This window comes from Buchnera aphidicola (Astegopteryx bambusae) (assembly GCF_039365365.1).
GTDB lineage: Bacteria > Pseudomonadota > Gammaproteobacteria > Enterobacterales > Enterobacteriaceae > Buchnera_G > Buchnera_G aphidicola_B.
This window is the reverse complement of the sequence record NZ_CP134985.1, coordinates 91,256-117,066: the sequence shown is the minus strand read 5'-3', so window position 1 is coordinate 117,066 and position 25,811 is coordinate 91,256. Positions and strand designations below refer to the sequence as shown.

Sequence of the window (25,811 nt, the reverse complement as noted above, 5' to 3'; positions counted from 1 at the left end):
TTCTAAAAATTTACACGGGGCAGATATTTCTGAACCCGTGATTTTTATATATCAAATTTAGGAAAATAGAGAATGTCTAAAAAAGATTACTATAAAATTTTAGGAATATCTCAGTCAGCAACAGATTTAGAAATAAAAAAAGCTTATAAAAAGTTAGCAATAAAATATCATCCAGATAGAAACCAAGGTAACAAAAGTTATGAAGAAAAATTTAAAGAAGTAAAAGAAGCTTATGAAATTTTATCAAATACAGAAAAAAGATCAGCATATGACAAATATGGTCATCAAGCTTTTGATCAATCTGGTAATAACAATTTTAATAACAGTTTTTCAAGTACAAACGACTTTGGTGATATATTTGGAGAAGTATTCGGAGATATTTTTGGTGATGAAAAAAGAAATAAATATGAAAAAGGTTCTGATTTAGAATATTTATTAAATATTAATTTAGAAGACGTATTGAATGGAACAAAAAAAATAATCAAAATACCTACATTAAAAAAATGTAATTTTTGTAAAGGAACAGGAAATAAAAATAATTTAAATAATAATGAATGTTATACATGTAATGGTAGCGGTCAAATACATGCTAGAAAGGGATTTTTCACTGTACAGCAAACCTGTTACACTTGTAATGGAAAAGGAAAATATATAAAAGATCCATGTTATAAATGTAATGGAGAAGGAAGATTAAATACAATAAGAACATTATCTATAAAAATACCATCAGGTATAGATTCTGGTGATAAAATAAAATTAAGTGAAGAAGGAGAAGCAGGAAAAAACAACGCCCCATATGGAGATTTATATGTAAAAATAAAAATAAATAAACACCCAATTTTTAAAAGAAAAAAATCTAATTTATATTGTAAAATACCTATAAATTTTTCAACAGCAGCTATTGGAGGTATTGTTGAAGTACCTACATTAAATGGAAAAATAAAACTAAAAATTCCAAAAGAAACACAATATGGAAAATTATTTAGAATAAGAGAAAAAGGTATAAAATCAATAAATAACAATTATCGCGGTGATTTAATATGTAAAATAATTGTTGAAACACCAGTAAATTTAAATGAAAATCAAAAAAAAATAATTTATAAATTAGGAAAAAGTTTAAATAAATCTAATGGTAATAGAAATAGTCCAAAATATGAAAGATTTTTTTATAAAGTAAAAAAATTTTTTCAAAATTTACGAAAATATAAAATATAAAATGTTAATAAATTTAATTGAAAATAAGGAGGCAATGCATTAATGCCTCCTAAAAAATATAAATAAAAATATTAAAATAAAAAGAATATTTATATTTAATTTTTAATATTAATTTGTTTTATTTTTTTTATTAAATTATGTTTGTAATTAGACGCTTTGTTTTTATGTATTATTTTTTTTAAAGAACATTTGTCTACAACAGATTGAAAATTTTTGAAAGATAATACACAATTTTTTAAATCTTTTTTCTGTACATAAAATAAAACTTTTTTTAAAAAAGTTTTTATTTTAGATTTTTTACTTATATTATGTTGTCTGCGTTTGTAAGATTTTTTTTTATCTTTTTTAGAAGATTTTATATTTGCCATAAAGATTATTATAAAAAATTTATATATATAAATTATATAATATATAAATTTTATTATATTATAATTAATAATATTTTAAATATTATAAATATTATCATATAATATGTAATTTTTAATAAAATAAAAAATAACTTTAATAATTTTTAAAAAATAATTATTTTTTTATTTAAAAACATAAATATTAAAATTATTTTATATACAAAAACATGTTCTTATATTACAAAAAATTAATATTTAAAAATTTCTTTTATATACAAATAATAACATATTTTAAAACAATAAAAATGATATGAAAAATTATAAAAAAACATTAAACTTACCTAAAACAAAATTCTCTATGAGAGCAAATTTATTACAAAAAGAACCAAAAATATTAAAAAAATGGGACAAAATAAAAATACAAGAAATAATTAAAAAAAATAATATAAACAAAAAAAAATTTATACTACAAGATGGACCTCCATATGCAAATGGAAATATACATATAGGGCACGCTTTAAACAAAATTTTAAAAGATATAATAATAAAATCTAAAAACTTATCTGGATTTAATACTTTATATACACCTACTTGGGATTGTCATGGGCTTCCAATAGAACACAAAATTGAAGAAAAAAATAAACAAAATATAGAAAAAATATCAAAAAAAATTTTTAAAAAAAAGTGTAAAAAATATGTATTAAAACAAATAGAAAAACAAAAAAAAGAATTTATAAGATTAGGAATTTTTTCTGATTGGCATAATTCATATAATACTATGAACATAGATAGTCAAGTAAATGTAATAAAAAAATTAAAAAATATAATTGAAAAAGAATATGTATATTCTGCATATAAACCAATACATTGGTGTATAAAGTGCCAATCTTCATTAGCTGAAGCAGAATTAAAACATAAAACCAAAAACTGTAATACAATTTTTGTTTTGTTTAAAATAATAAAAAATGAAAATATAAAAAAAATTTTGAAAAAAAAAAATAAAAAAAAAATTTACGCACCTATATGGACAACTACTCCATGGAGTTTACCATCAAATCAAGCTATATCTGTAAATTCTAATATAAATTATAATTTTATAGAAACTAAAAAATTTAATTTAATAATAGCAAAAAAAATAACTATATCTGTATTAAAAGAATTTAATATATCAAAATATAAAATTATTAATAGTGTATTAGGAAAAAAATTAGAATTTACACATTGTTGCCATCCTTTTATGAAAAAGAATATTCCAATAATTTTATCAAAACATGTTAATTTAAAATTAGGAACTGGATTAGTACATATAGCTCCTGATCACGGTCAAGAAGATTTTGAAATAAGCAAAAAATATAATATAAATTTATTAAATTTAATAAAAAAAACTGGTTTTTATAAAAAAAATGTTCACAAATTATTAGACAATACTTTTGTGTTTGATTCAAATAAAAAAATTATAAAAATATTAAAAAAAAAAAATAAAATAATGTGTGAAAAAATTATTTTACATAAATATCCATTTTGTTGGAGACACAATTATCCTACCATTTTTATTTCTAGACCTCAGTGGTTTATAAATTTAAATAAAAACAATTTAAAAAAAAATATAATTAAAGAAATAAAAAAAGTTAATTGGTATCCTAAATGGGGGCAAAAAAAAATGATTACAATGTTAAAAAATAGACCTGATTGGTGTATTTCTAGACAAAGACATTGGGGAGTACCAATAACAATTTTTGTAAATAAAAAAACTAATAAAATGCACAAAAACACAAAAAATTTTATAAAAAAAATTTATAAAAATATCAATAAATTAGGAAATGAATATTGGGACAATATAAATAAAAAAAAATTTTTAAAAGAAGAAGAAAACAAATTTTTTAAAAGTAATGATGTATTAGATGTATGGTTTGATTCTGGATCCATAGATGTAAAATCTATATATAAGAATATATCAAGTAAAAAACAAGCAGACCTATATATAGAAGGATCTGATCAATACAGAGGATGGTTTATGTCTTCAATAATAATATCAGTAGCTACTAAAAGAATTTCTCCGTATAAAAATATAATAGCGCACGGATTTGTAGTAGATAAAAATGGAAAAAAAATGTCAAAATCTAAGGGAAATATAATAAAACCTAGTAAAATAATAAAAAATTTTGGCGCAGATATACTTAGATTATGGGTTGCTTCTACTGATTATTCTAAAGAAATAGTAATTTCACAAAATGTTATAAAAAATATTACAGATATATATAGAAAAATAAGAAATACAATTCGATTTATGTTATCTAATTTATATGACTTTCAAGAAAATTTAGAAAAAATAAAATATAAAAATTTAATATTAATAGATAAATGGATAATAGGAAAAACAAAAATAATACAAGATAAAATAATATATTTTTATGAAAAATATAAATTTCATAAAATAATAAATATTATTATAAAATTTTTTAATATAGAATTAGGTTCATTTTATTTAGACATAGTAAAAGATAGATTATATACATTACCAAAAAAAAGTTTAGAAAGAAAAAGTTGTCAAACTGTTTTATATAATATATTAAACACAATAATAAGATGGATATCTCCAATTTTACCATTTACATCAGAAGAATCATGGAGCTTTATAAAAAAAAAAAAAAATGATTTTATATTTACAAAAACATGGTTTAAAAATTTAAAAAGTTTTTCAAAAAATGAAATTTTAAATTTATATGACTGGGAAAATCTAATATTAATAAAAAATAAAGTAAACAAAGAAATAGAAAAATCTATAAGAAAAAAAATTATAAAAAATTCTTTAGAATCTTATTTAAAAATATATATAAGTAAAGATATAGAAAAAAAAATAAAAATAATGAAAAAAGAAATAAAATTCATGTTTATATCATCAAAAGTAAAAATAAAAAAAAATCATAAAAAAAATACATCAAAAAAAATTAAAATATATGTAAAAAAAGTTTTAGGAAAAAAGTGTGAAAGATGTTGGAATTTTTTCAAAAAAAACAATAAAAAAAAATCTAAAGATAACAACTTATGCAATAGATGCTTAAAAAATATATATGAAAAAGGAGAAACAAGAATTTTTTTATAAAAAATATTTCTAAAAAAATTAAAAAATATAAATTAACATAAATAAACAAATAATATATATTACTATATTTTATAAAAAAAATATTTTAACATATTAAATATTTATATCAAAAATTATAATTTTATGAAAAATAAAAAAATTAAATTAGCCATTTCAGGCGCCAACGGAAGAATGGGTAAAATACTTATAAAAGAAGCTTTAAAAAAAAATAATATTATTTTATCAATGATGTTAGTAAAGGAAATAAAAAATAATAAAAAAAATATAAAGGAAAAAATTCCAACTTATACATGTTTAAATGATAAAAACAAAAATTTTGATGTAATGATAGATTTTTCTGAAAAAAATAACACAATGAAAAATATAAAATATTGTATTAAACACAAAAAAAATATAGTTATTGGAACTACAGGTTTTGATGAAAATCAAGAAAAATTTATAAAATTATCTTCAAAAAAAATTTGTATAGTAAAATCTTCAAATTTTAGTACAGGAATAAATTTAATATATTTTTTTTTAGAAAAAATACAAAAAAATTTAATAAACGAAAAAATAACAATAAAAGAAGAACATCATAAAAACAAAAAGGATTCTCCTTCTGGCACATCTATAGAATTTGGAAAAATAATAAATAAAAAGTTGGGAAAAAAAACATCTAAAAAAGAAATATTAAAAAACAAAAATATTAATTTTATTTCAACAAGATTTGGTAATATTATAGGAAATCATACAATTTCATTTTCAAATAAAAATGAAACTTTAAAAATAAAACACGTAGCAAAAAATAGATCTATATTCGCAATTGGAGCTATACAATCTGCAATATGGTCTTATAAAAGAAAAAGCGGATTGTTTAGTATGAAAAATATAATAAAAAGAAAATAAAAAAATATATTATGGAAAAAAAACAAAAAAAAGCAATATTAATGTTAGAAAATAATACAACTTTTGAAGGCAAATTAATTGGATTTAATAAATTTTGTACAGGAGAAATAATATTCAATACGTCAATAACTGGATATCAAGAAATAATTACTGATCCATCATATTTTAACCAAATAGTATTGTTAACTTCTCCTAATATAGGAAACACAGGAATAAATTGTGAAGATAATGAATCTAACTCTGTGTATTTAAGTGGTTTAATATTTAAAAATATTTGCAAAAATCCTAATCACTATAAATCACAAAAAACTTTAGAAAAATTTTTATTAGAAAAAAAAATAATATCAATCTATGATGTAGATACTAGAGAATTAACAAACATAATAAGAAATTTTGGAACTCAAATAGGATGTATATTTGAAAATAAAAAAAAAAATTATGAATTAGCTAAAAAAAAAATTATATATTTTAAAAATAAAAAAAAAAAAAAAAAAATATCTACAAAAAAAATATATGTATGGAATGATAAAAAATTAAAAAAAAAAATAGAAAAAAAAATAAATATAATAGTTTATGACTATGGAATTAAACATAGTATTTTAAAATTTTTATCACAAAACAATTGTAATATTATAGTTGTACCATCTAATACAAAAGTAAAAAAAATTCTAAAATATTATCCTCATGGAATATTATTGTCAAATGGCCCTGGAAATCCAAATGAATATTTAGAAGAAATAAAAATAATAAAAAATATATTAAAAAACACAAAAATACCAATATTAGGCATATGTTTAGGACATCAATTATTAGCAATATCAAACGACATGAAAATAAAAAAAATGAAATTTGGTCATCATGGATCTAATCATCCTGTTAAAGAATTAAAAACAAACAAAATATTGATAACATCTCAAAATCATAATTTTTCAGTATTAAAATCAAAAAATCAAAAAAATATAGAAATAACTCATATTTCATTATTAGATAAAACAATACAAGGAATATTAATAAAAAAAAGAAATGCAATAGGATTTCAAGGACATCCAGAAGCAAATCCAGGGCCAAATGATGCAGTAATAATATTAAAAAATTTTTTAAAAATTGTAAAAAAATATAAAAACAGAGATACAAAAAATGCCTAAAAGAAAAGATATAAAAAAAATTTTAGTAATAGGATCAGGTCCCATTGTAATAGGGCAAGCTTGTGAATTTGACTATTCTGGCACGCAATCTTGTAAAGCTTTAAAAGAAGAAGGTTTTAAAGTAATTTTAATTAATTCTAATCCTGCAACAATTATGACAGATCCTGAAATATCAGATTCAACATATATAGAACCAATACATTGGAAAATAATAGAAAAAATAATAAAAAAAGAAAAACCAAATGCAATATTACCAACTATGGGAGGTCAAACTGCATTAAATTGCGTAATGAAACTTAATAAAAAAAATATATTACATAAAAATAAAGTAGAAATAATCGGAGTTACTCCAGAAGCAATAAATAATTCCGAAAATAGAAAACTTTTTAAAAAAGCAATGAAAGAAATAAATTTACTTACAGCAAAATCTAAAATCGCTAAAAATATTAGTTCAGCAAAAAAAATTATAAAAAAAATTGGATTCCCATGTATCATAAGATCATCTTTTACAATGGGTGGCAGTGGAAGTGGAATAGCATACAACATGCAAGAATTCGAAAAAATTTGCAAAATAGGATTAGAATCTTCTCCTATAAACCAATTACAGATAGATGAATCTCTGATAGGATGGAAAGAATTTGAAATAGAAATTATAAAAGATATAAATAAAAATTGTATAGTAATATGTTCTATAGAAAATATAGATCCAATGGGAATACATACGGGAGATTCTATAACAATAGCTCCAGCACAAACTCTAACTGATAAAGAATATCAATATATGAGAAATGCATCAATTTCAATATTAGAAAAAATAGGAATAAAAACTGGGGGGTCAAACGTACAATTTGCATTAAATCCAAAGAATGGAAAAATTATAGTAATAGAAGTAAATCCTAGAGTATCTAGATCATCAGCATTAGCTTCAAAAGCTACTGGTTTTCCAATAGCTAGAATCGTTACAAAATTGTCTATAGGTTATACTCTAGACGAGTTAAAAAACGATATTACTAAAAATAAAATATCAGCATCTTTTGAACCATCTATAGATTATATAGTTACAAAAATACCTAGATTTAATTTTGAAAAATTTAAAAATTGTAATGACAGATTAACAACACAAATGAAATCTGTTGGTGAAATTATGTCTATAGGAAGAACATTTCAAGAATCTTTTCAAAAGGGTTTATGTAGTTTAGAAAATGGGCTAAATGGATTTTCTACACAATTTGTAAAAAAAAATAAATCAAAAATAGAATATGAACTAAAAACTGCAGGACAAAATAGAATTTTATATTTAGCAGATGCTATAAGAATTGGATTTAGTGCAGAAAAAATTTTTGATTTAACAAACATTGATAAATGGTTTATAAATCAAATCATACAAATAATAAAATTAGAAAAAAAAATAATAAAAAATAAAAAAAAGAATATAAGTTATAAATTTTTAAAATTAATGAAAAAAAATGGTTTTTCAGATTCTAGAATATCATATTTAACAAAAATTAAAGAAAAAAGTATAAGAAAAATAAGAAAAAAATATAACTTATACCCAGTTTATAAAAGAATAGATATGTGCTCAGCAGAATTCCCTTCTAAGACTACATACATGTATTCTACATGGGATAAACAATGTGAATCTAATCCAACTAAAAAAAAAAATAAAGTACTAATAATAGGAAGTGGTCCTAATAGAATAGGACAAGGAATAGAATTTGATTATTGCTGTGTACATGCATCAATAGCATTAAAAGAAATAAACTTTGAAACTATTATGATAAATTGTAATCCGGAAACTGTTTCAACAGATTATAATATCTCTGATAAATTATATTTTGAACCAATTACAATAGAACATATATTAAATATAGTAAGAATAGAAAAACCATTAGGAGTATTAATACAGTATGGAGGTCAGACTCCAATAAAATTAGCCAATCAACTACATAAACAAAAAGTTAATATTTTAGGAACAAACATAAAAAGCATAAAAAAGACAGAAGACAGAAAACAATTTCAAAAATTAATAAAAAAATTAAATTTAAAACAACCAAAAAATTCTACAATTTTAAATTTAAAACAAGGAATATCAAAAGCAAAAAAAATAGGTTTTCCTATTATAGTAAGACCATCATATGTTTTAGGAGGAAAAAATATGGAAATAATATATAACAATAATGGATTAAAAAAATATTTTAAAACATTTTATGATGAAAACAATAAAACACCAATTTTATTAGATCATTATATAGAAGATGCTAAAGAAATAGATGTAGATGCAATTTGTGATGGTAAAGATGTTTTTATAGCAGGAATATTAGAACATATAGAAAAAGCAGGAATTCATTCCGGAGATTCTGCATGTGTTTTACCAACTTATACAATAGAAAATAAAATAAAAAATAAAATAAAAGAACAAGTTAAAAAAATATCTATTTATCTCAAAATAAAAGGTATGATAAACATACAATTTGCAATAAAAAACAAAAAAATATATATTTTAGAAGTAAATCCGAGAGCATCAAGAACTATACCATTTATATCTAAAGCTATAGGATTACCATTAATAAAAATTGCTTCTAAAGTAATATGCGGTATATCTTTAAGAAAACAAAATATAAAAAATGAAATAATTCCTGAATATTTCTCTATAAAAGAATCAATATTTCCATTTAATAAATTTTATGAATCTAATTATCAATTAGGACCTGAAATGAAATCTACAGGAGAAATAATGGGAATAGGAAATAGCTTTAAAGAAGCTTTTTCAAAAATAATATTATCTCAAAAAACCAATATAACAAAAATAAAAAAAGTTTTTTTATATATAACAAAATCAGATATAAAAAAAATAATAAAAACATTAAAAAAACTAAAAAAAATAGGATTCGCTATATATACAACGAAAAAAATAAATACTTATTTAAAAAAGTATAATATAGAAAATCAGTTGCAAATAAATGTAGTAAACAAAAAATTTTATAAAACTATAAATTATATAAAAGAAAAAAAATATGATTATATAATATGTACAAAAAATAGAAATAAAAAAAATGAAAAAAAATACTTTAAAATAATAAAAAATGCAATAAAATATAATATTTATTTTGATACTACAACTAGGCTATCTTATGCAACAGCATCATCATTAAAAAATAAACCTTATAAAAATATAAATTCTTTGCAAACATTGCATACAAGAAATGTTATATAAAAAATATATTTTATAAAAAACACAAAAATTTTTTATGAAAAAAGTTTTTGTGTTTTAAAATATATTTATTTATTTTAATTATAAATTAATAAAACGTTTCATAAAATTTTTTTTTATCTTTCCATCTTAATAAAGTTAATTTATTTCCTAAATAACAACCCGTATCTAAAGCATAAAAATTCTTCGGAACTCCTTTACCATTTAATGATGACCAATGTCCAAAAATTATAATAAATCCTTTTGGAATATTGTTTTTTATTGAAAACCATGGTATTAAATTATTTTTTAAAATTTTATTAGGAAATTCTTTATATACTAAATCCAAATCATAAGTTTTTTTAAAACAATATCTCATTCTAGTAAACCCATTTATAGCAAATTTTATTTTATCATCATATTTTAATGATTTTTTCCACTTACAACTTTTTACAAACATCATCTCTAAAAAATAAAAAATTTTTTCATAATCACTCCCACTTAAAATTTTTTGTATTTTTTTAGAATAAATCTGAGATAATTGAATGTTCCAATTAGGAGGAATACCAGCATGTGATATTACAAATTTTTTTTTATAATTTACTCTAAACAATGGTTGTTTTCTTAACCAATCTATAATGTTTTTCATGTTATCAAAATCATAATGATAATATTTAGATTCATAAAATATTTTAGGATATAAAATTTTTTTAAAATATAATCTTATTAAATTAAGATCATGATTTCCTAAAACTAACTTTACAGAATTTTTATTTTCATATAAAAATTTTAATACTTTAAAAGAATCAGGTCCTTTTTCTACTAAATCTCCAGTTAACCATAAAGCATCTTTGTTATAATTAAATTTAACTGTATTCAATAAATTTTGTAATTGAGTAAAACATCCATGTATATCTCCAATAAAATAAATATTCATATTTTTCAAAAATTAAAAAATATAATTAAAATTATAACAATGAAAACAAAATAAAAAAATTACTAAATAAAAATATTTTTAACAAAATATTTTGTCAATCTACAATATTCTAAAATAGTTAAATTTTGAGCTCTTAATGAAGAATCAATTTTTAAAATTTTGAAAATATCTTTTTTAAAAATATTGGATAAACTATTTTTTATAGTTTTTCTTCTTTGTGAAAATGCAGTAGAAACTATATATTTAAAATATTTTATATTAACATTATTTTTAAAAAATCTTTTTGTTGGAATAAATTTTACAAAACAAGAATTAACTTTAGGAACAGGAAAAAATGACTTTGAATTTACTTCCAATAGAATTTTTATTCTAAAATAATATTGTAAAAGTATACTAAGCTTTCCGTAACATTTACTTCCTATTTTAGCTGATATTTTTTTTGCTACTTCATATTGTAGCATAAAATGCATATCTTTTATGTTATCTAAAAAATTTAAAAAATAAAAAATTATATTTATAGAAATATTATAAGGAACATTACCTACTATCCTTACAAAATTATAATTTTTTAAATATTTTTTAAAATCAAAATGCAATATATTTTCATTAAAAATTATAACATTTTTATCTAAAAAATATTTTTTTAAGACATTATATAAGGAACTATCAATTTCTATAATTGACATTGTTTTTACATGATTATATAATATCTTTGTTAAACAACCAGTACCTGCACCTATTTCAAAAATTTTGTCATTAAATTTTGGATTAATATACTTTACAATTTTTTTTAAAACATCATTATCTACTAAAAAATTTTGACCAAGAGATTTTTTAATATTTATTTTTTTTAAAAAGTTTGTATTCATAATAAAATCCTTAAAAAATTTCATTATTACATTAATTTACTGATAATACACAAAATATTAAAATAATAAAGTTGTTAAATAAAAAAAAATATATATAAATATGAATTTAAATTAAAAATATAAAAATTTTATATTTATAAAATATATAAAAAAATATTTACAAACTTTTTAAAATATACAAAATTTTAAAAAAATGATAAAACTAATATAAATATATTCAAGAAATAAAAAATATCAAATTTTTTTTATTAAAAAAAAGTCTATATGCAATATATTATTTTTAAAAATATGTCTTTGAATTTCATTTATTTTTACTAAATAATTAATTTTATCAAAAATAATTATAATTTTTTTATTATAAACATTTTTTATATTTTTTAACTTAAATATTTCATCATATTTTAAATAAATAGGAATTTCTTTATTATTTAATGAATACAAAATACAAGGACATTTTTCTTCTTTTCTTAATCTTCTACTATTTTTAGTACCTAATTTATTTCTAAAATATGCTTTTATAAAAATTTTCATAATTATCCTTATAATATAAAAAAGTTAAAATAAATTTTTTAACCATATAATTTCTTTTTCTCTAAGATATTTTTTTTTCGTCTCTAATATAATTGGAATATTATCAAATTTTGTACTATTCATTATAAAAGAAAAAATATTATTTCCTATTTTGCCATAACCTAAATTTTCATGTCTATCTATTTTACTTCCTAATCCACCAACAGAGTCATTTAAATGTATACCTTTCAAATAATCAAACCCTATTACACTATTAAATTTATAAAATACGTCTTTTATTTTTTCAAAAGTACGTATATCATATCCATAAGAAAATAAATGACAAGTATCAATACAAACACCAATTCTAGAAGAATCTTTTACTAAATTTATTATTTCATATAAATATTCAAATTTACCACCTATACTAGTTCCGCTTCCAGAAGTATTTTCTAATATTATAGAAACATTATCAACTTCACAAAAAATTTCATTTATCATATTAGAAGCTAATTTAAAACATGTTTTAAAGTTATTATCTTCAATATAATTTCCAGGATGAACATTAATATATTTTATTCCTAATTTTTTACATATAATTATTTCTGATAAAAGAGATTTTTTGGATAAATAATTTTTTTTCTTATTAGGATTACATAAATTAATCAAATAACTAGCATGCGGTAATATCTGATCATATATAAAATTATATTTTTTCATATTATGCTTAAACTTTTTTATAACATTTTTATTAATGTCTTTTTCAAACCATTTTCGTGGATTTTTTAAAAAAAAAGATATAGCTGTGGCGTTTATTTTTTTTGCCTCTAAAAAAACTTTTTCTATTCCATTTAAATTGCTAAAATGTGACCCTATATATTTAGACATAAACAATTAAATTTAAAAAATATTAAATAAAATATATATTAAAAAGTATTAATATATTAACATATTAAAAATATATAAGAAGAATAAAAATATGAAAAAAAAAAACTTTTTGTCTTTACAAGATATAATTAAAAAACTAGAAAACTTTTGGGAAAAAAATGGATGTAGCATAATCCCATCGTTAGATATACCAATTGGTGCAGGAACATTTCACAAAGAAACTTTTTTTAATGCTATATCTTCAAAAAATTTTTCTAAAATATATTTACAAGCATGCAGAAGACCGATAGACAGCAGAAACACAGAAAGTAAAAATAGATTACAATATTATCATCAAATTCAAGTTATTATAAATCCACCTCCTGAAAATATACAAGAAAAATATATAAATTCATTAAAAGATCTTAATATAAACACAAAAGAACAAGATATAAAATTTATAGAAGATAATTGGGAAAATAAAACAATCGGGGCATCCGGAACAGGATGGGAAGTAAGAATAAATGGTTTAGAAATTACACAATTTACATATTTTCAAAAAATGGCAAATTTAGAATGTAATCCATCTACTGTAGAAATAACATACGGTTTAGAAAGAATAGCTATGCATATACAAAATAAAAAAAATATATATGAATTAATATGGGATAAAAAAAAAAATAAAAAAATAAAATATAAAGAAATGTTTTTTCAAAATGAAATAGAACAAAGTATATATAATTTAAAAAAATCAAATCTAAAAGAAATATTTTATTTTCTTGAAAAAAATATAATAGAAGCAAAACGATTAATTTCATTAAAAAATCCATTAATATTTCCTTCCTATGAACATATGTTGTTATCAATACATCAATTTAATTTGTTAGAGGCAAGAAAATGTTTATCAGTAGTAGAAAGATATAACCATATAAGTAAAATAAGAAATTTATCACGAGAAATTGCAATAGCATATTGCACAAAAAATAAAATAAAATATAAAAAAAAATAAAAAAATAAGGAAAAAAATTGAAAAAAATATTTTTATTAGAAATCATAACAGAAGAACTACCTCCTAAACATTTAAAAGACATTATTATATCTTTTAAAAAAAATATACTACATCAAATAAAAAATAAATTTTTAAAATACAAAAAAGTTGAATGGTATTTAACATCTAGAAGATTGATAATAGAAATTATAAACATTCATTACCAAGATAAATATATTAATAATTATATAAAAACAAATTTAAAAAATAAAAATATAACAAAAAAAAAAATAATAAAAAATAAAATATATTCTGATTTTAAAGAAATAATATTAAAATCAATAAAAAAAATACATATTAGAAAATTTATGCATTGGTCAAACTCAAAAATAAAATTTATAAGACCAATTAGAAATGTATTATGCCTTCTAGATAAAAAAATAATTAATATAAATATTTTAGGTGTAAAATCTACTAATTATACATTGAGTAATCTTTTTATAAAAAACAATAAAAAAATACACGTAACAAGTATTCATGAATATAAAAAAAAAATAAAAAAATATGGAAAAGTAATAATAAATTTTGAAGATAGAAAAAATATTATATTAAAAAAAATAGAAAAGAAAATAAAAAGAATAAATGGAACTTTAAAAAAAAATACGGAATTTTTAGAAGAAATAAGTTGTATGACAGAATGGCCTGAAATATATATAGCAAAATTTAATAAAAAATTTTTAAAAATATATAAAAAATTAATTATACATATAATAGAAAAAGTACAAAAATGTTTTTTAATATATTCAACAAAAAAAAAAATCACAAAATATTTTGTAATAGTTTCAAATGTACGTTCAAAAAATCCAAAAAGAATAATATCAGAATACGAAAATGTAATTAATGAAAAATTAAAAGATATAAATTTTTTTTTAAAATTAGATAAAAAAAAAAAATTAATAGAAAATTTAAAAAAATTAAAAAAATATATTTTTCATAACAAATTAGGAACATTATTTGATAAAACTGTAAGAATAAAAAAAATATCATATTGGATTGCAAAACAAATTAAAATAAAAAACACACATATAAAAAAAGCAGCTTTATTATCAAAATGTGATTTATTAACGAATATGGTATTTGAATTTCCTGAAATGCAAGGATATATAGGTATGAAATATGCTATTATACAAGGAGAAAATAAAGTTGTAGCTGAATCTATAAAAGAACAATATTACCCTGTTTCATATAATTCAAAAATACCAAAAAATAAAATTTCATGTATAATATCTATTTCTGATAAAATAGATACAATAATAGGACTATTTTCTATAGGAAAAAATCCAAATAGTAAAAATGATCCATTTCATATAAGAAAAAATTCAATTGGAATAATTAGAATTTTATTAGAAAAAAAAATTGAAATAAATATTATAGAATTAATAAAAATTTCTTTATCAATGTATATAGAAGAAAAAAATAAAAAAAAAAAAATAGAAAATAAAATTATAAAATATTTTAAAAAAAGAATATTATCATTATTAAAAAAATACAATTTCAAAAAAAATATAATTTTATCTTCAATAAAAATATTTAAAATTATACCAATAAAAATATATAAAAACGTATTAGAAGTATCAAAATATGATAAAATACAAAATATAAAAAATTCATATAAAAGAATAAAAAACATAATAAAAAACAGAAATATAAAAAAATTAAAAACAAATTATAAAATAATTAAAAAAAATCAAATAGAAAAAAAGTTATATCTTTTAACAAAAGATTTTAAAAAAAATATAAAAAAAATGCTAGAAAATTATAATTATAAAAATATATTTAAAAATATAAATATAATATGCAAAGTTTTAAATTTATTTTTTGAAAAAGTTTTTATAAATGACAAAAACGAAATAGTTAGAAATAATAGAATATTACTATTACATGAAATAAAAAATCAATTTAATAGAATAATAAAAATAAAATATATTCTTTAATAATTAAAAAAAATATTTTCAAAATGTGTTGTTAATACAATTAACAACATATTTTGAAAATATTTAAAAAAATAAATTTAAAAAATTTTATTTTCTTTTTATAACAGCATTAAATTTTTTTTCCAATAAAACCATATTCTTAAAAATAATTTTATCAATAGAAACGTCTTTTAACGTTTTTTTTAAACTTTGAAAAATTAATCTTATAGAAATACTTTTTTTTCCAAAAGGTATGTTTACGCCAAAATAAAAATCAAAAATATATATATCTATTAAATTTTTAGAAAATATTTTTTTACAAAACGATATTATATCAAAACATTTTACATTATTTAAAACTATAATAGAAATGTCTCTTTTTATACTAGGATATTCTGATATTTTTTTTACATATAATATTTCTTTTTTATAAAAATTTTCTAAACACAGTTCAAACAAAAAAATATCATAATTTTTTTTATAATTATTTTTTTTTAAAATTTTTTGATCTAACTTACCAATTTTACCTATATATTTTTTGTCTAAATATATTGAAGAACTAATTATGTTGTCAAAACCAGAAAAACTCTTATTAAAAAACTTTACATTAGAAATAGATCTAGAAATTTCTAAAATATGTTCTACGTCTCCCTTCAAATCATAAAAGTCAATTTTTTTTTCTTTAGTATCAAAAAATATATTATCAAAACTACCATATGATAATCCTGATAAAAATGTTTTTTCATTAACTCCTAAAATATTATTTTCATTTTTAAAATAACATTTACCTAATTCAAAAATCTTAATACAACTATTTTGCCTATTGTTATTATATATAAAATTTTTAAATAATCCTGGAAGTAATGAAGTTCTCATAACTGACATATTTTTAGAAATTGGATTTTTTATTTTTATATATTTCTCATTATTAGAAAAATTTTTTTGATTATTTTCATCAATAAAACTATAATTTATTACTTCATTATATCCTTTGCAAATTAAAAAATTTTTTATTTCTTTAAAAAAATTATTTTTATAGAAATTTTCACAAGTAATATTAAATTTTTCTGAAGGCGGACATACAAATATTTTATTTACATCATAAATTCTAATTATATCTGATATTATATCTTCTTCTATAAATATATCATCTCTCCAATATGGTACTAAAACTTTCCACATATTATCTTTTTTAAAAAATTTATAACCTAAAATTTTTAATTTTTCTTCAAGAATGTGATCATCTATATAATATCCTATTATTTTTTTTATTTTTTTTTTATTCAAAATAATTTTTTTCTGCATGTACTTATCAAAATCTTTAATTTTTAAAATATTATTTACTGAGCCACCACAAATTCTTAAAATTATTTTAGTAATATAATTTAATGAAAATAATTGCATATTAAAATTATTACTGTAGCTAAAATAATTAATTTTATTACTGTTAACATTATTTTTATTATAATTATTAAATCTATTATTTTTTAAAAACAAAGAACCTAAAAATATATTTTTCGTATCCGAAGAAAAATTAACATATTTAGTTTGAAAATTATTTCCAAAAATTAATATTTTTTTTTCATTACAAATTACTATATTGTTTTTTTTTAAAAAAAAATTTTTATTAAATAAATATATTTTACTAGAATTTTTTAATATCTTTACAAAAATCTTATTATTATAAGAATTTTTATTAAAAAAATGAAAAGTTTCACCAGTTTCTATAAAAACATAATTTATTATATTAGAAATTATATCTTTACTTTTTATACCATTCATGTTTAATTTATTAATAATCCAGAATGGAGTTTTTACGTTAACATTTAAATTATTAAAACATCTTCCTAAATAACAATAATTCTTTATATCTTTTTCTAAAAATACCTCTATTTTATTTTTTTTATATTTTTTTTTTATATAATTTTTATATAAATTACAAAACTCTATTTTATTAAAAGCACATATTTCTCTAGAAATACCAATTATATTTAATTCATTTAATCTATTATGTGGAATATTCAATTTTATTATATTATCATAAATTTTTATATAATTTTTAATACTAGCATTTATATTACTAGAATTAGATAATTTCAATGGTTTTTCTATTATATTTGATATTCCTATAGAAAATGGCGCGCAAAAAAAACATTTAGATTTTTTATGATGATATTTTTTTATATAAAAAAAAATTTGTTCAGAAAATATATTTTTAGAAATAGAAACAATAAACTTTTCGCCAATGTTACAACTATATTTTGAAAATATTTTTAATATTTTATTTTCTCGTATTAATATAGAATATAAAAAAAAAAAATCATTATCTAAAAAAATTTTTTTTTTTAAAATTACTTTTCCTATAAATATATATTTACTAAGACAAATAGGAACTTTTTTTAAAATATCTATTTCGATACCTAATTTAATTAAACTGTTACAAATTTTTTTAAAACCTAATTTAAAATTTGTCCATTCCATTATCCAATTTTTACTAATTTTCATATTTTTGCCTAATTATTTAAATTGATTTAGAAAATTTAAATTATTCTCAAAAAAAATTCTTACATCTGAAATTCCATATCTTAACATTGTTAATCTCTCTATTCCTATACCAAATGCACATCCAATATATTTCTTATAATCAATTTTCATATTTCTTAAAACATTAGGATGTACCATTCCGCAACCTAATACTTCTAACCATTTTCCATCATCCTTTTTTATATCTACTTCTGTAGATAACGTTGTAAATGGAAAATATGAACTTCTAAACCTTATAGAAAAATCATGTTTAAAAAAATATTTTAAAAAATTTTTTATTATCCATTTTAAATTTGAAAAATTAATTTTTTTATTAATTATTAATCCTTCAACTTGATGAAACATAGGAGTATGTGTGATATCATTATCATTTCTATAAACTTTTCCTATAGAAACAACTTTTATAGGTAATTGTTTACTTTTCATAATATGTATTTGCATATTAGAAGTTTGAGTTCTTAAAAGAATGTTTTTATCAATCCAAAAAGTATCATTAAAATCTCTAGCAGGATGATTTTTTGATATGTTTAAAGCATCAAAATTATAATACTCATTTTCAATTTCATTTCCGCTAACTATATTAAATCCTATATTATAAAAAAAATTTTCTATTTTGTTAATAGATTTATTTATAGGATGAATAGAACCTCTTAAATTTCTTCTTCCAGGTATAGAGACATCAAAAAATTTTTTTTTTAAAAATCTTTTTCTTAATTTTTCGTTTATATATTTTTTTCTCGCAAAAATATTTTTTTTTACATTAAAAAAAATTTTGTTAAACAATTTTCCATATATTATTTTATTTTTTTTTTTAAAAAATTTTATTTTATTAATTTTATTATGTAAATAACTATCTTTTCCTAAAAATCTTTTTTTTATTATATTTAATTTATGTAAACTATTCACATTTTTAATAATAATTTTTGTTAATTCAAAAAATTTAAATATTTTTTTTTCATTCATATTAAAGTTCTTAATTTTTAAAAGTTTAATATTAAAAAAGCTTCCATTAGATAGGAAGCTTTTTTAATATTAAAATAAAATAAATCAAAAAAAATAAAAAATAATTTATATAACTTTTTTAACTTCACAAACTAAATTTTCAAATAATTTCTTATCATTAACAGCAAGTTCTGAGAGAATTTTTCTATTAATAATAATTTTTGAAATTTTTAATCCATGACAAAAATTACTATATGATAAGTTATAAATTCTACTTGCTGCATTTATTCTGGATATCCATAATTTTCTAAATTGACGTTTTTTTTGTCTTCTATCTCTATATGCATATTGAGCTGCTTTTATTACTGCTTGATTTGCAACTCTATATACCCTAGATCTAGCTCCATAATATCCTTTAGCTTTATTTAAAACTTTTTTATGACGAGCACGTGCTATAATTCCACGCTTTATTCTTGTCATACACTCTCCATTATAAAATGTACAAAAATGTTTTAAATATATGGAACAAATGTCCTAATTCTTTTTCTATCATGTTTAGATACAACAACTTTCTTTCTTAAATTTCTTTTATAACTACTTCTCTTTTTTGTTAGTAAATGACGCAAATTATTTTTTTTTCTTTTAAACAAACCTGAAGAAGTTATCTTAAATCTTTTAGAAGCACTTTTTAATGTTTTTATCTTAAGCATGATAAAATTTCCTAAAATTTAAAAATATTTATAAAAATTAAAATTTCTTCTTAGAAGATAACAGCATAATCATTTGTCTTCCTTCAATTTTTTTAGGAAAAAAATCTACTATAGAAATTTTAGAAAGATCTTTTTTAATTCTATATAACACATTTATTCCTATTTCTTTATGTGTCATTTCTCTTCCTCGAAATCTAACAGTAATCTTTACTTTGTTTCCAGACAATAAAAATTTTTTTAACTTTTTTAACTTTATTTGATAATCACCTTCAAAAGTTACTGGTCTAAATTTTATTTCTTTTATTTGAAATCTTTTATTACTTTTACTTTGTGATTTAGAATTTTTATTTTTTTTATATAAAAACTTACCATAATTCATTATTCTACAAACTGGAGGAATAGAATTCGGATTAATTTCAACTAAATCGCAATTTAATTTTTTCGCTTCCTTAATAGCGTTTTCTAAATTAACAATTCCTATGAAATTTCCTTTTATTCCTATTAAACGAACTTTTTCTGATGTTATTTCTTTATTTATTTTATTAAGTTTAGAAAATTTATTTCTTTTTTTAAATTTAATACTATATTTCCTCTAAGTTAAAAAAATTTATAATTGTGTAATTCTATAAAAATTTTTTTTATAAATTTCTTTATAGAAATTTTTTTGTTTATCTTACCTTTTACATTTCTAACAGTTATATTCGATTCTTTTAATTCTCTATCACCACATATTAAAATATAAGGTATTTTAATAGAAGAATATTTTCTAATCTTATAATTTATTGTAACATTTTCAATATCATATATTACTCGAAAATCATTTTTTATTAATTTATTAAAAATATTCTTTACATATAATATATGTTTTTTAGATACACTAATTATAACTATTTGTATAGGTGCTAACCATAATGGAAAAATACCATTGTATTCTTCCAACAAAATACCTATAAACCTTTCAATAGAACCTAAAATTGCTCTATGTATTATAATAGGATTTTTTTTTATATTATATTTATTAATATAAAAAACTTTTAAAAGTTTAGCAATATAAAAATCTAACTGAATAGTACCACATTGCCAATTTCTTCCTAAACGATCTTCTAAAACGAATTCTATTTTAGGTCCATAAAAAGCACCTTCTCCATGTTTAAAATTAAATTTAATATTTTTATTATACAAAATTTTATTTAAAATATTTTGAGCAAAATTCCAAGTATCACTATCTCCTATACTTTTTTTAGGTCTAGTAGAAAAATATATTTTTATAATTTTAAAATTAAAAGTTTTATATATATTAATTATTATATCAATACAATTGTTTATTTCTTCTTCAATTTGATCCTTTCTACAAAAAATATGAGCATCATCTTGAGTAAAAGATCTGATTCTCATCAAACCATGTAAAGATCCTGAATATTCATTTCTATGACATATCCCAAATTCTGATATTCTAATAGGCAAATCTTTATAAGATCGTATATGTTTATTAAATATTTGAATATGACCAGGACAATTCATAGGTTTTATACAATAATTTTTATTTTCAGAAACTGTATTAAAAATATGTTTTCTGTAACTACTAAAATGTCCACTATTTTTCCATATAATTTCATTCATCATTATAGGTGTAATAACTTCTTCATAATTATATTTTTTTAAACATTTCCTAATAAAATTTTTTAGCAATTCAAAAATTACAAAACCATTTTTATGCCAAAATATCATACCAGGAGAATGCTTATTAATATGATACAAATCTAATTTTACACCCAATTTTGTATGATCTATTTTACATAAACTTTTATTTCTTTCAATATGACTTAATAATTCTTGTTTATTAGAAAAAATTGTTACATGTATTCTTTGTAAAACTTTATTTTTTTTTTTGCCTTTCCAATATACACCAGAAAATTTATTTAAAAAAAAATTTTTACAAAGTGTTATATTATAAATTTGTATACCAGGAACAAAAATTAAATAATTATTGTGAAAATAAATTTTTATTAATTTATTTTTATTAATAAAAAGTTTTTTTAAAATATAAACTTGATAATATTCTTTATAAGAAGAAAATATTTTAATTAATCTATTTACAGAAAATTTTTTAGAAGTGATCGAATAACTTTTAGAATATAAATTATTCATTTCTTTTGTTATTAAGCTAAATTTTTTTTTATTTAAATTTTTTTTCATTTCAAAATCACAATAAAATCCATTTTTTGTAAATCCTGAACAAGCTGATTTAACTTCAGGCCAAAGTTTTTTAACTGCATAACACAAAAGTTGTATACAAGAATTTTTTATTATTTTAATGAACTCTTTTTTATCAAAATTAGTTATTACTGATACATCTGAATTTTTTTTTAAAAAAGTCTTTGTATCATACAATTTATTATTTATTTTATAGGCAATACAAAATTCACCTTTTTTAAATTTTATTTTTTTTAAAATGTTATTTATAAAAAAATTATTTTTAAACATATTATTGTTTACTTCTATATAAATAATTATATTTAAGAGTCTTATTATAATAAGATATAATAATAATAATTCAATAAAATATACACTGTAAATAAAAAATAAAATTGTACCAGTCACAAATAAACAAATAAGACTGGTACTTATAATAATACTAAAAACGATTATCTACAGCATTTGCTAAATTTTCTAATATTATTTCACTATCCTTCCAGCTTAAACAAGGATCAGTAACAGACTTACCATATTCTAAATTACTTTTATTATTAATATTTTGAGATCCTTCTTTTAAAAAACTTTCTATCATAACTCCAAAAATAAAATTATTCCCACTTTTTATTTGTTTACAAATTGAATTAGAAACATTTAGTTGTAAAATATGATTTTTCAAACAATTTGCATGACTAAAGTCTACCATTAAATATGGAGATATATTATTTTTTTTAAGTAAAAATATCGCGTCTTTTATATTTTCTTTATAATAATTTGGTTTTTTACCTCCGCGCATTATTATATGTAGATTTTTATTACCTAAAGTATGATTAACTTCAATATTTCCATGCAAATTAGACGTTAAAAATAAATGTTTAGAACTTGAAGATTTAATGGCATCCATAGCTATATTTATGTTTCCATCAGTTCCATTTTTAAAACCGATTGGACAAGGAAGAGCAGAAGCCATTTCTCTATGTATTTGACTTTCTGTAGTTCTAGCTCCTATGGCACCCCAACTAATTAAATCATGTATAAATTTACATATATGCATATCTAAAAATTCTGTAGAAGAAGGAACACCTATTTCGTTTATATCTATTAACAATTTTCTTGCAATATTTATACCATCGTTTATTTTTAAACTCCCATCTAAATAAGGATCAATTATTAAACCTTTCCACCCAACTATTGTTCTAGGTTTTTCAAAATAAGTTCTCATAACAATTTCTAATCTATCTTTATATTGTTTTCTTTTTTCTAACAATTTTTCTGCATATTCAAAAGCAGATTTTTTATCATGTATTGAACATGGCCCTATTATTACTAATAATCTTTTATCTTTACCTCTTATTATATTAGAAATTTTTTTTCTAGTTTTTAATACATTGTTTATAACATTTTTACTAATATTATAATTTTTATATACTTCTGAAGGAGTTATTAAGTTTTCTACTTTGGAAATTCTAAATTTCATCATTTTTTTCATTTTAATCTCTGTGAAAATTTTTATAAAAAATTAAGTTTAAAAAATACTTTTAAAAAAATTTATAAAATATTTTATAAAATAATTAAAAAAATATTGTTTAAATTTTAACTTCAAAAAATGTAAATAAAATAAATTATAAAATTATATTTTAATACATTAATTAAATACAACATATATTATTTATATTAATATTTATAAATTTAAAAACATATAACATTTTATTTTTTTGAAAAACATAAAAAATATAATTATAATAATATATTTATTAAAATAAATATTATAAAAAATTATATTTAGATCTTTTATCTAACCACAATAATATTAATCTATACATTATTAATAAAATTATAGGTCCTATAAAAATTCCTATAATACCAAAAGCTAATAAACCACCTATTACCCCAAATAATATTATAAAAAATGGTAACTTTATTCCAATTTGTATCAAAGCTGGTTTTAAAACATTATCTAAAAGACAAATTAAAACACTCCAAAAAACTAAAATAGTACCAAAAATAAAATTATTGCTTATAAATAACCAAATTGATAAAGGAACTAATACTGGAAGAGGTCCAAATTGTAAAAAACAACATAAAAATACTAAAAATAAAAAAAATGAACAACAAGGTACACCAGATATGAGTAATCCTATCCAACCAAACAAAGATTGAACAAATGTAGTTATTAAAACTACCAAAGATATTGTTCTAATCGATTTTTCAACTAATAATATTATTGAGTTGCCATATTTATACGAAACACGAATAGAAAAATTTTTTACTAAATTTGCGCATTTTTCACCATTTAAATACAATAATATGTTAAATATTAATGTAAAATTTAATTGAATAAATACATAACTAAAATAACCTATTTTTTTTATAAAAAATTCTAAAAATTCTATTATGTAAGGTTGAAAATATTTAATAAAACTAGCACTATTACTAAAATTAAATTTTTGATAATTAAAAAATATTTTTTTTCCAATAAAAGGTATATATTTTAAACATAAAAGTTCAGGCAACTTAAAATCTTCAGAAAACAAAAATATTATAAAAGATTTAGAATTATATATTAGCACATTTAAAAAAAATAATATCGGTAATAGCATAAAAAATAAAACTAGAATCGTCATTATTATTATAGCAATATAACGTTTATTAAAAAATATTTTTTGTATTTTTAACATAATTGGCCAAGTAGAAATTACTATCATACATGACCATACAAAACTAAGAACAAAAGGCCTAAGAATTAAAAAACTTAAAAAAGATAATAAAAAAATAAAAATTAAAGAAAATATTTCTTTTTTAGAATACATAAATAATTTTGAATTCTTCATAAAAATCACCTAAAATGTTCTGCTAAAATGCAAAACAAAATAACACTTAAAAACTAACAACAATATATATTTTTATATAAATAAATTTTTTTTAAATAAAATTCTGTTAAAGAAAAATAAAAAATATAAATTTTAATGCCTTTAAAAATGTTTCATTAATCTATATAATATATAATAAATAATAAAAATATTTAAATATTTAAAATTACGAAAATTATGAATAAAATAGTTTTTATTACAAAAAAAGCGGAAAAACAAATAAAATTTTTAATAAAAAAAAAATTTAAAAAAAAAATATTAGAAATATATATCAACAAATCTGGATGTGCTGGATTAGAGTATAAAATGAAATTTGTAAATAATAATAATAAAATTAAAAAAAATCAACAAAAAATAATTTTAAAAAACAATATATCTGTGTTAATAAATAAAAAACATTATAAAATTCTTCAAAATACAAAAATAGATTTTATAGAAAATGGAATAAACAAAATATTTAAATTTACAAATAAAAAAATAAAAAATTTTTGTGGTTGTGGGAAAAGTTTTAACATTTCTTAAA

General features: G+C 18.6%; 21 protein-coding genes. 8 read left to right on the top strand and 13 right to left on the bottom strand.

Annotation, left to right across the window (positions count from 1 at the left end):
• Window positions 1-72: 72 nt before the first annotated feature.
• Entirely contained in the window at window positions 73-1,215 is a 1,143-nt protein-coding gene (dnaJ, locus tag RJD44_RS00560) for a molecular chaperone DnaJ (protein WP_343190044.1), read from the top strand.
• A 95-nt stretch (window positions 1,216-1,310) separates the two neighbouring features.
• Here dnaJ and rpsT read toward each other — a convergent pair whose 3' ends face one another.
• Window positions 1,311-1,583: a 30S ribosomal protein S20 gene (rpsT, locus tag RJD44_RS00555; protein ID WP_343190043.1), complete on the bottom strand. Its 273-nt coding sequence runs from the start codon at window positions 1,581-1,583 to the stop codon at window positions 1,311-1,313.
• A gap of 289 nt (window positions 1,584-1,872) precedes the next feature.
• Here rpsT and ileS point away from each other — a divergent pair, with 289 nt between their 5' ends.
• The 4 genes from ileS (at window position 1,873) to carB (ending at window position 9,909) form a co-directional block, all read left to right on the top strand.
• Window positions 1,873-4,665, top strand: coding sequence for an isoleucine--tRNA ligase (ileS, locus tag RJD44_RS00550; protein ID WP_343190042.1), 2,793 nt, complete (start codon window positions 1,873-1,875; stop codon window positions 4,663-4,665).
• 123 nt (window positions 4,666-4,788) lie between these two features.
• Window positions 4,789-5,550, top strand: coding sequence for a 4-hydroxy-tetrahydrodipicolinate reductase (dapB, locus tag RJD44_RS00545; protein WP_343190041.1), 762 nt, complete (start codon window positions 4,789-4,791; stop codon window positions 5,548-5,550).
• An 11-nt stretch (window positions 5,551-5,561) separates the two neighbouring features.
• Entirely contained in the window at window positions 5,562-6,695 is a 1,134-nt protein-coding gene (gene carA, locus RJD44_RS00540) for a glutamine-hydrolyzing carbamoyl-phosphate synthase small subunit (protein ID WP_343190040.1), read from the top strand.
• Complete coding sequence (gene carB / locus RJD44_RS00535) at window positions 6,688-9,909, top strand: carbamoyl-phosphate synthase large subunit (RefSeq protein WP_343190039.1); 3,222 nt, start codon at window positions 6,688-6,690, stop codon at window positions 9,907-9,909. Before carA ends, carB begins: the two co-directional genes overlap by 8 nt.
• An 85-nt stretch (window positions 9,910-9,994) precedes the next feature.
• On the opposite strand, the gene RJD44_RS00530 is transcribed toward carB, so the two are convergent.
• The 4 genes from RJD44_RS00530 to nfo all read right to left on the bottom strand — a co-directional run bounded on the left by RJD44_RS00530 (window position 9,995) and on the right by nfo (window position 13,089).
• Window positions 9,995-10,822, bottom strand: a complete 828-nt coding sequence (locus tag RJD44_RS00530; RefSeq protein WP_343190038.1) for a symmetrical bis(5'-nucleosyl)-tetraphosphatase — start codon at window positions 10,820-10,822, stop codon at window positions 9,995-9,997.
• Between the two features lie 62 nt (window positions 10,823-10,884).
• On the bottom strand, window positions 10,885-11,691 hold the full coding sequence (gene rsmA / locus RJD44_RS00525) for a 16S rRNA (adenine(1518)-N(6)/adenine(1519)-N(6))-dimethyltransferase RsmA (RefSeq protein ID WP_343190037.1): 807 nt from the start codon (window positions 11,689-11,691) through the stop codon (window positions 10,885-10,887).
• 234 nt (window positions 11,692-11,925) lie between these two features.
• Window positions 11,926-12,222, bottom strand: a complete 297-nt coding sequence (rplY, locus tag RJD44_RS00520; protein ID WP_343190036.1) for a 50S ribosomal protein L25 — start codon at window positions 12,220-12,222, stop codon at window positions 11,926-11,928.
• A 24-nt stretch (window positions 12,223-12,246) separates the two neighbouring features.
• Window positions 12,247-13,089 carry a deoxyribonuclease IV gene (nfo, locus tag RJD44_RS00515; RefSeq protein WP_343190035.1) on the bottom strand — a complete coding sequence of 281 codons (843 nt, stop codon included), beginning with the start codon at window positions 13,087-13,089 and terminating at the stop codon, window positions 12,247-12,249.
• Window positions 13,090-13,180: 91 nt separating this feature from the next.
• Between nfo and RJD44_RS00510 the strand changes: the two genes are divergently transcribed.
• Entirely contained in the window at window positions 13,181-14,077 is an 897-nt protein-coding gene (locus tag RJD44_RS00510; RefSeq protein WP_343190034.1) for a glycine--tRNA ligase subunit alpha, read from the top strand.
• A 17-nt stretch (window positions 14,078-14,094) separates the two neighbouring features.
• The gene (gene glyS, locus RJD44_RS00505; protein ID WP_343190033.1) at window positions 14,095-16,050 is read left to right on the top strand and encodes a glycine--tRNA ligase subunit beta; all 1,956 of its coding nucleotides are present in this window, start codon (window positions 14,095-14,097) and stop codon (window positions 16,048-16,050) included.
• An 87-nt stretch (window positions 16,051-16,137) separates the two neighbouring features.
• Here glyS and pheT read toward each other — a convergent pair whose 3' ends face one another.
• From pheT to ydiK, 8 genes are all read right to left on the bottom strand, one after another.
• Window positions 16,138-18,534: a phenylalanine--tRNA ligase subunit beta gene (gene pheT / locus RJD44_RS00500; protein WP_343190032.1), complete on the bottom strand. Its 2,397-nt coding sequence runs from the start codon at window positions 18,532-18,534 to the stop codon at window positions 16,138-16,140.
• 12 nt (window positions 18,535-18,546) lie between these two features.
• The gene (gene pheS, locus RJD44_RS00495) at window positions 18,547-19,536 is read right to left on the bottom strand and encodes a phenylalanine--tRNA ligase subunit alpha (RefSeq protein WP_343190031.1); all 990 of its coding nucleotides are present in this window, start codon (window positions 19,534-19,536) and stop codon (window positions 18,547-18,549) included.
• 105 nt (window positions 19,537-19,641) lie between these two features.
• Complete coding sequence (gene rplT, locus RJD44_RS00490; RefSeq protein WP_343190030.1) at window positions 19,642-19,995, bottom strand: 50S ribosomal protein L20; 354 nt, start codon at window positions 19,993-19,995, stop codon at window positions 19,642-19,644.
• 32 nt (window positions 19,996-20,027) lie between these two features.
• A complete protein-coding gene (gene rpmI, locus RJD44_RS00485; RefSeq protein ID WP_343190029.1) occupies window positions 20,028-20,225 on the bottom strand; it encodes a 50S ribosomal protein L35 in 198 nt (65 codons plus the stop codon).
• A 37-nt stretch (window positions 20,226-20,262) separates the two neighbouring features.
• Window positions 20,263-20,805: a translation initiation factor IF-3 gene (gene infC / locus RJD44_RS00480; protein WP_343190117.1), complete on the bottom strand. Its 543-nt coding sequence runs from the start codon at window positions 20,803-20,805 to the stop codon at window positions 20,263-20,265.
• Window positions 20,806-20,822: 17 nt separating this feature from the next.
• Window positions 20,823-22,709: a threonine--tRNA ligase gene (thrS, locus tag RJD44_RS00475; RefSeq protein ID WP_343190028.1), complete on the bottom strand. Its 1,887-nt coding sequence runs from the start codon at window positions 22,707-22,709 to the stop codon at window positions 20,823-20,825.
• 151 nt (window positions 22,710-22,860) lie between these two features.
• Entirely contained in the window at window positions 22,861-23,907 is a 1,047-nt protein-coding gene (locus RJD44_RS00470) for a 3-deoxy-7-phosphoheptulonate synthase (protein ID WP_343190027.1), read from the bottom strand.
• Between the two features lie 277 nt (window positions 23,908-24,184).
• A complete protein-coding gene (ydiK, locus tag RJD44_RS00465; RefSeq protein WP_343190026.1) occupies window positions 24,185-25,249 on the bottom strand; it encodes an AI-2E family transporter YdiK in 1,065 nt (354 codons plus the stop codon).
• A 216-nt stretch (window positions 25,250-25,465) separates the two neighbouring features.
• Here ydiK and RJD44_RS00460 point away from each other — a divergent pair, with 216 nt between their 5' ends.
• Window positions 25,466-25,810, top strand: a complete 345-nt coding sequence (locus RJD44_RS00460; RefSeq protein WP_343190025.1) for a HesB/IscA family protein — start codon at window positions 25,466-25,468, stop codon at window positions 25,808-25,810.
• Window position 25,811: the final 1 nt, after the last annotated feature.

Excerpts from the sequence above, each read along its gene's own strand:
- RJD44_RS00460 (WP_343190025.1), top strand. The coding sequence starts at position 25,466 with ATGAATAAAATAGTTTTTATTACAAAAAAAGCGGAAAAACAAATAAAA.
- rpsT (WP_343190043.1), bottom strand. The coding sequence starts at position 1,583 with ATGGCAAATATAAAATCTTCTAAAAAAGATAAAAAAAAATCTTACAAA.
- rplY (WP_343190036.1), bottom strand. The coding sequence starts at position 12,222 with ATGAAAATTTTTATAAAAGCATATTTTAGAAATAAATTAGGTACTAAA.
- rplT (WP_343190030.1), bottom strand. The coding sequence starts at position 19,995 with ATGACAAGAATAAAGCGTGGAATTATAGCACGTGCTCGTCATAAAAAA.
- rsmA (WP_343190037.1), bottom strand. The coding sequence starts at position 11,691 with ATGAATACAAACTTTTTAAAAAAAATAAATATTAAAAAATCTCTTGGT.
- pheS (WP_343190031.1), bottom strand. The coding sequence starts at position 19,536 with ATGAATGAAAAAAAAATATTTAAATTTTTTGAATTAACAAAAATTATT.
- dapB (WP_343190041.1), top strand. The coding sequence starts at position 4,789 with ATGAAAAATAAAAAAATTAAATTAGCCATTTCAGGCGCCAACGGAAGA.
- pheT (WP_343190032.1), bottom strand. The coding sequence starts at position 18,534 with ATGAAAATTAGTAAAAATTGGATAATGGAATGGACAAATTTTAAATTA.
- carB (WP_343190039.1), top strand. The coding sequence starts at position 6,688 with ATGCCTAAAAGAAAAGATATAAAAAAAATTTTAGTAATAGGATCAGGT.
- carA (WP_343190040.1), top strand. The coding sequence starts at position 5,562 with ATGGAAAAAAAACAAAAAAAAGCAATATTAATGTTAGAAAATAATACA.
- RJD44_RS00470 (WP_343190027.1), bottom strand. The coding sequence starts at position 23,907 with ATGAAAAAAATGATGAAATTTAGAATTTCCAAAGTAGAAAACTTAATA.
- nfo (WP_343190035.1), bottom strand. The coding sequence starts at position 13,089 with ATGTCTAAATATATAGGGTCACATTTTAGCAATTTAAATGGAATAGAA.
- thrS (WP_343190028.1), bottom strand. The coding sequence starts at position 22,709 with ATGTTTAAAAATAATTTTTTTATAAATAACATTTTAAAAAAAATAAAA.
- ileS (WP_343190042.1), top strand. The coding sequence starts at position 1,873 with ATGAAAAATTATAAAAAAACATTAAACTTACCTAAAACAAAATTCTCT.
- rpmI (WP_343190029.1), bottom strand. The coding sequence starts at position 20,225 with ATGCTTAAGATAAAAACATTAAAAAGTGCTTCTAAAAGATTTAAGATA.
- RJD44_RS00530 (WP_343190038.1), bottom strand. The coding sequence starts at position 10,822 with ATGAATATTTATTTTATTGGAGATATACATGGATGTTTTACTCAATTA.
- ydiK (WP_343190026.1), bottom strand. The coding sequence starts at position 25,249 with ATGAAGAATTCAAAATTATTTATGTATTCTAAAAAAGAAATATTTTCT.
- dnaJ (WP_343190044.1), top strand. The coding sequence starts at position 73 with ATGTCTAAAAAAGATTACTATAAAATTTTAGGAATATCTCAGTCAGCA.
- RJD44_RS00510 (WP_343190034.1), top strand. The coding sequence starts at position 13,181 with ATGAAAAAAAAAAACTTTTTGTCTTTACAAGATATAATTAAAAAACTA.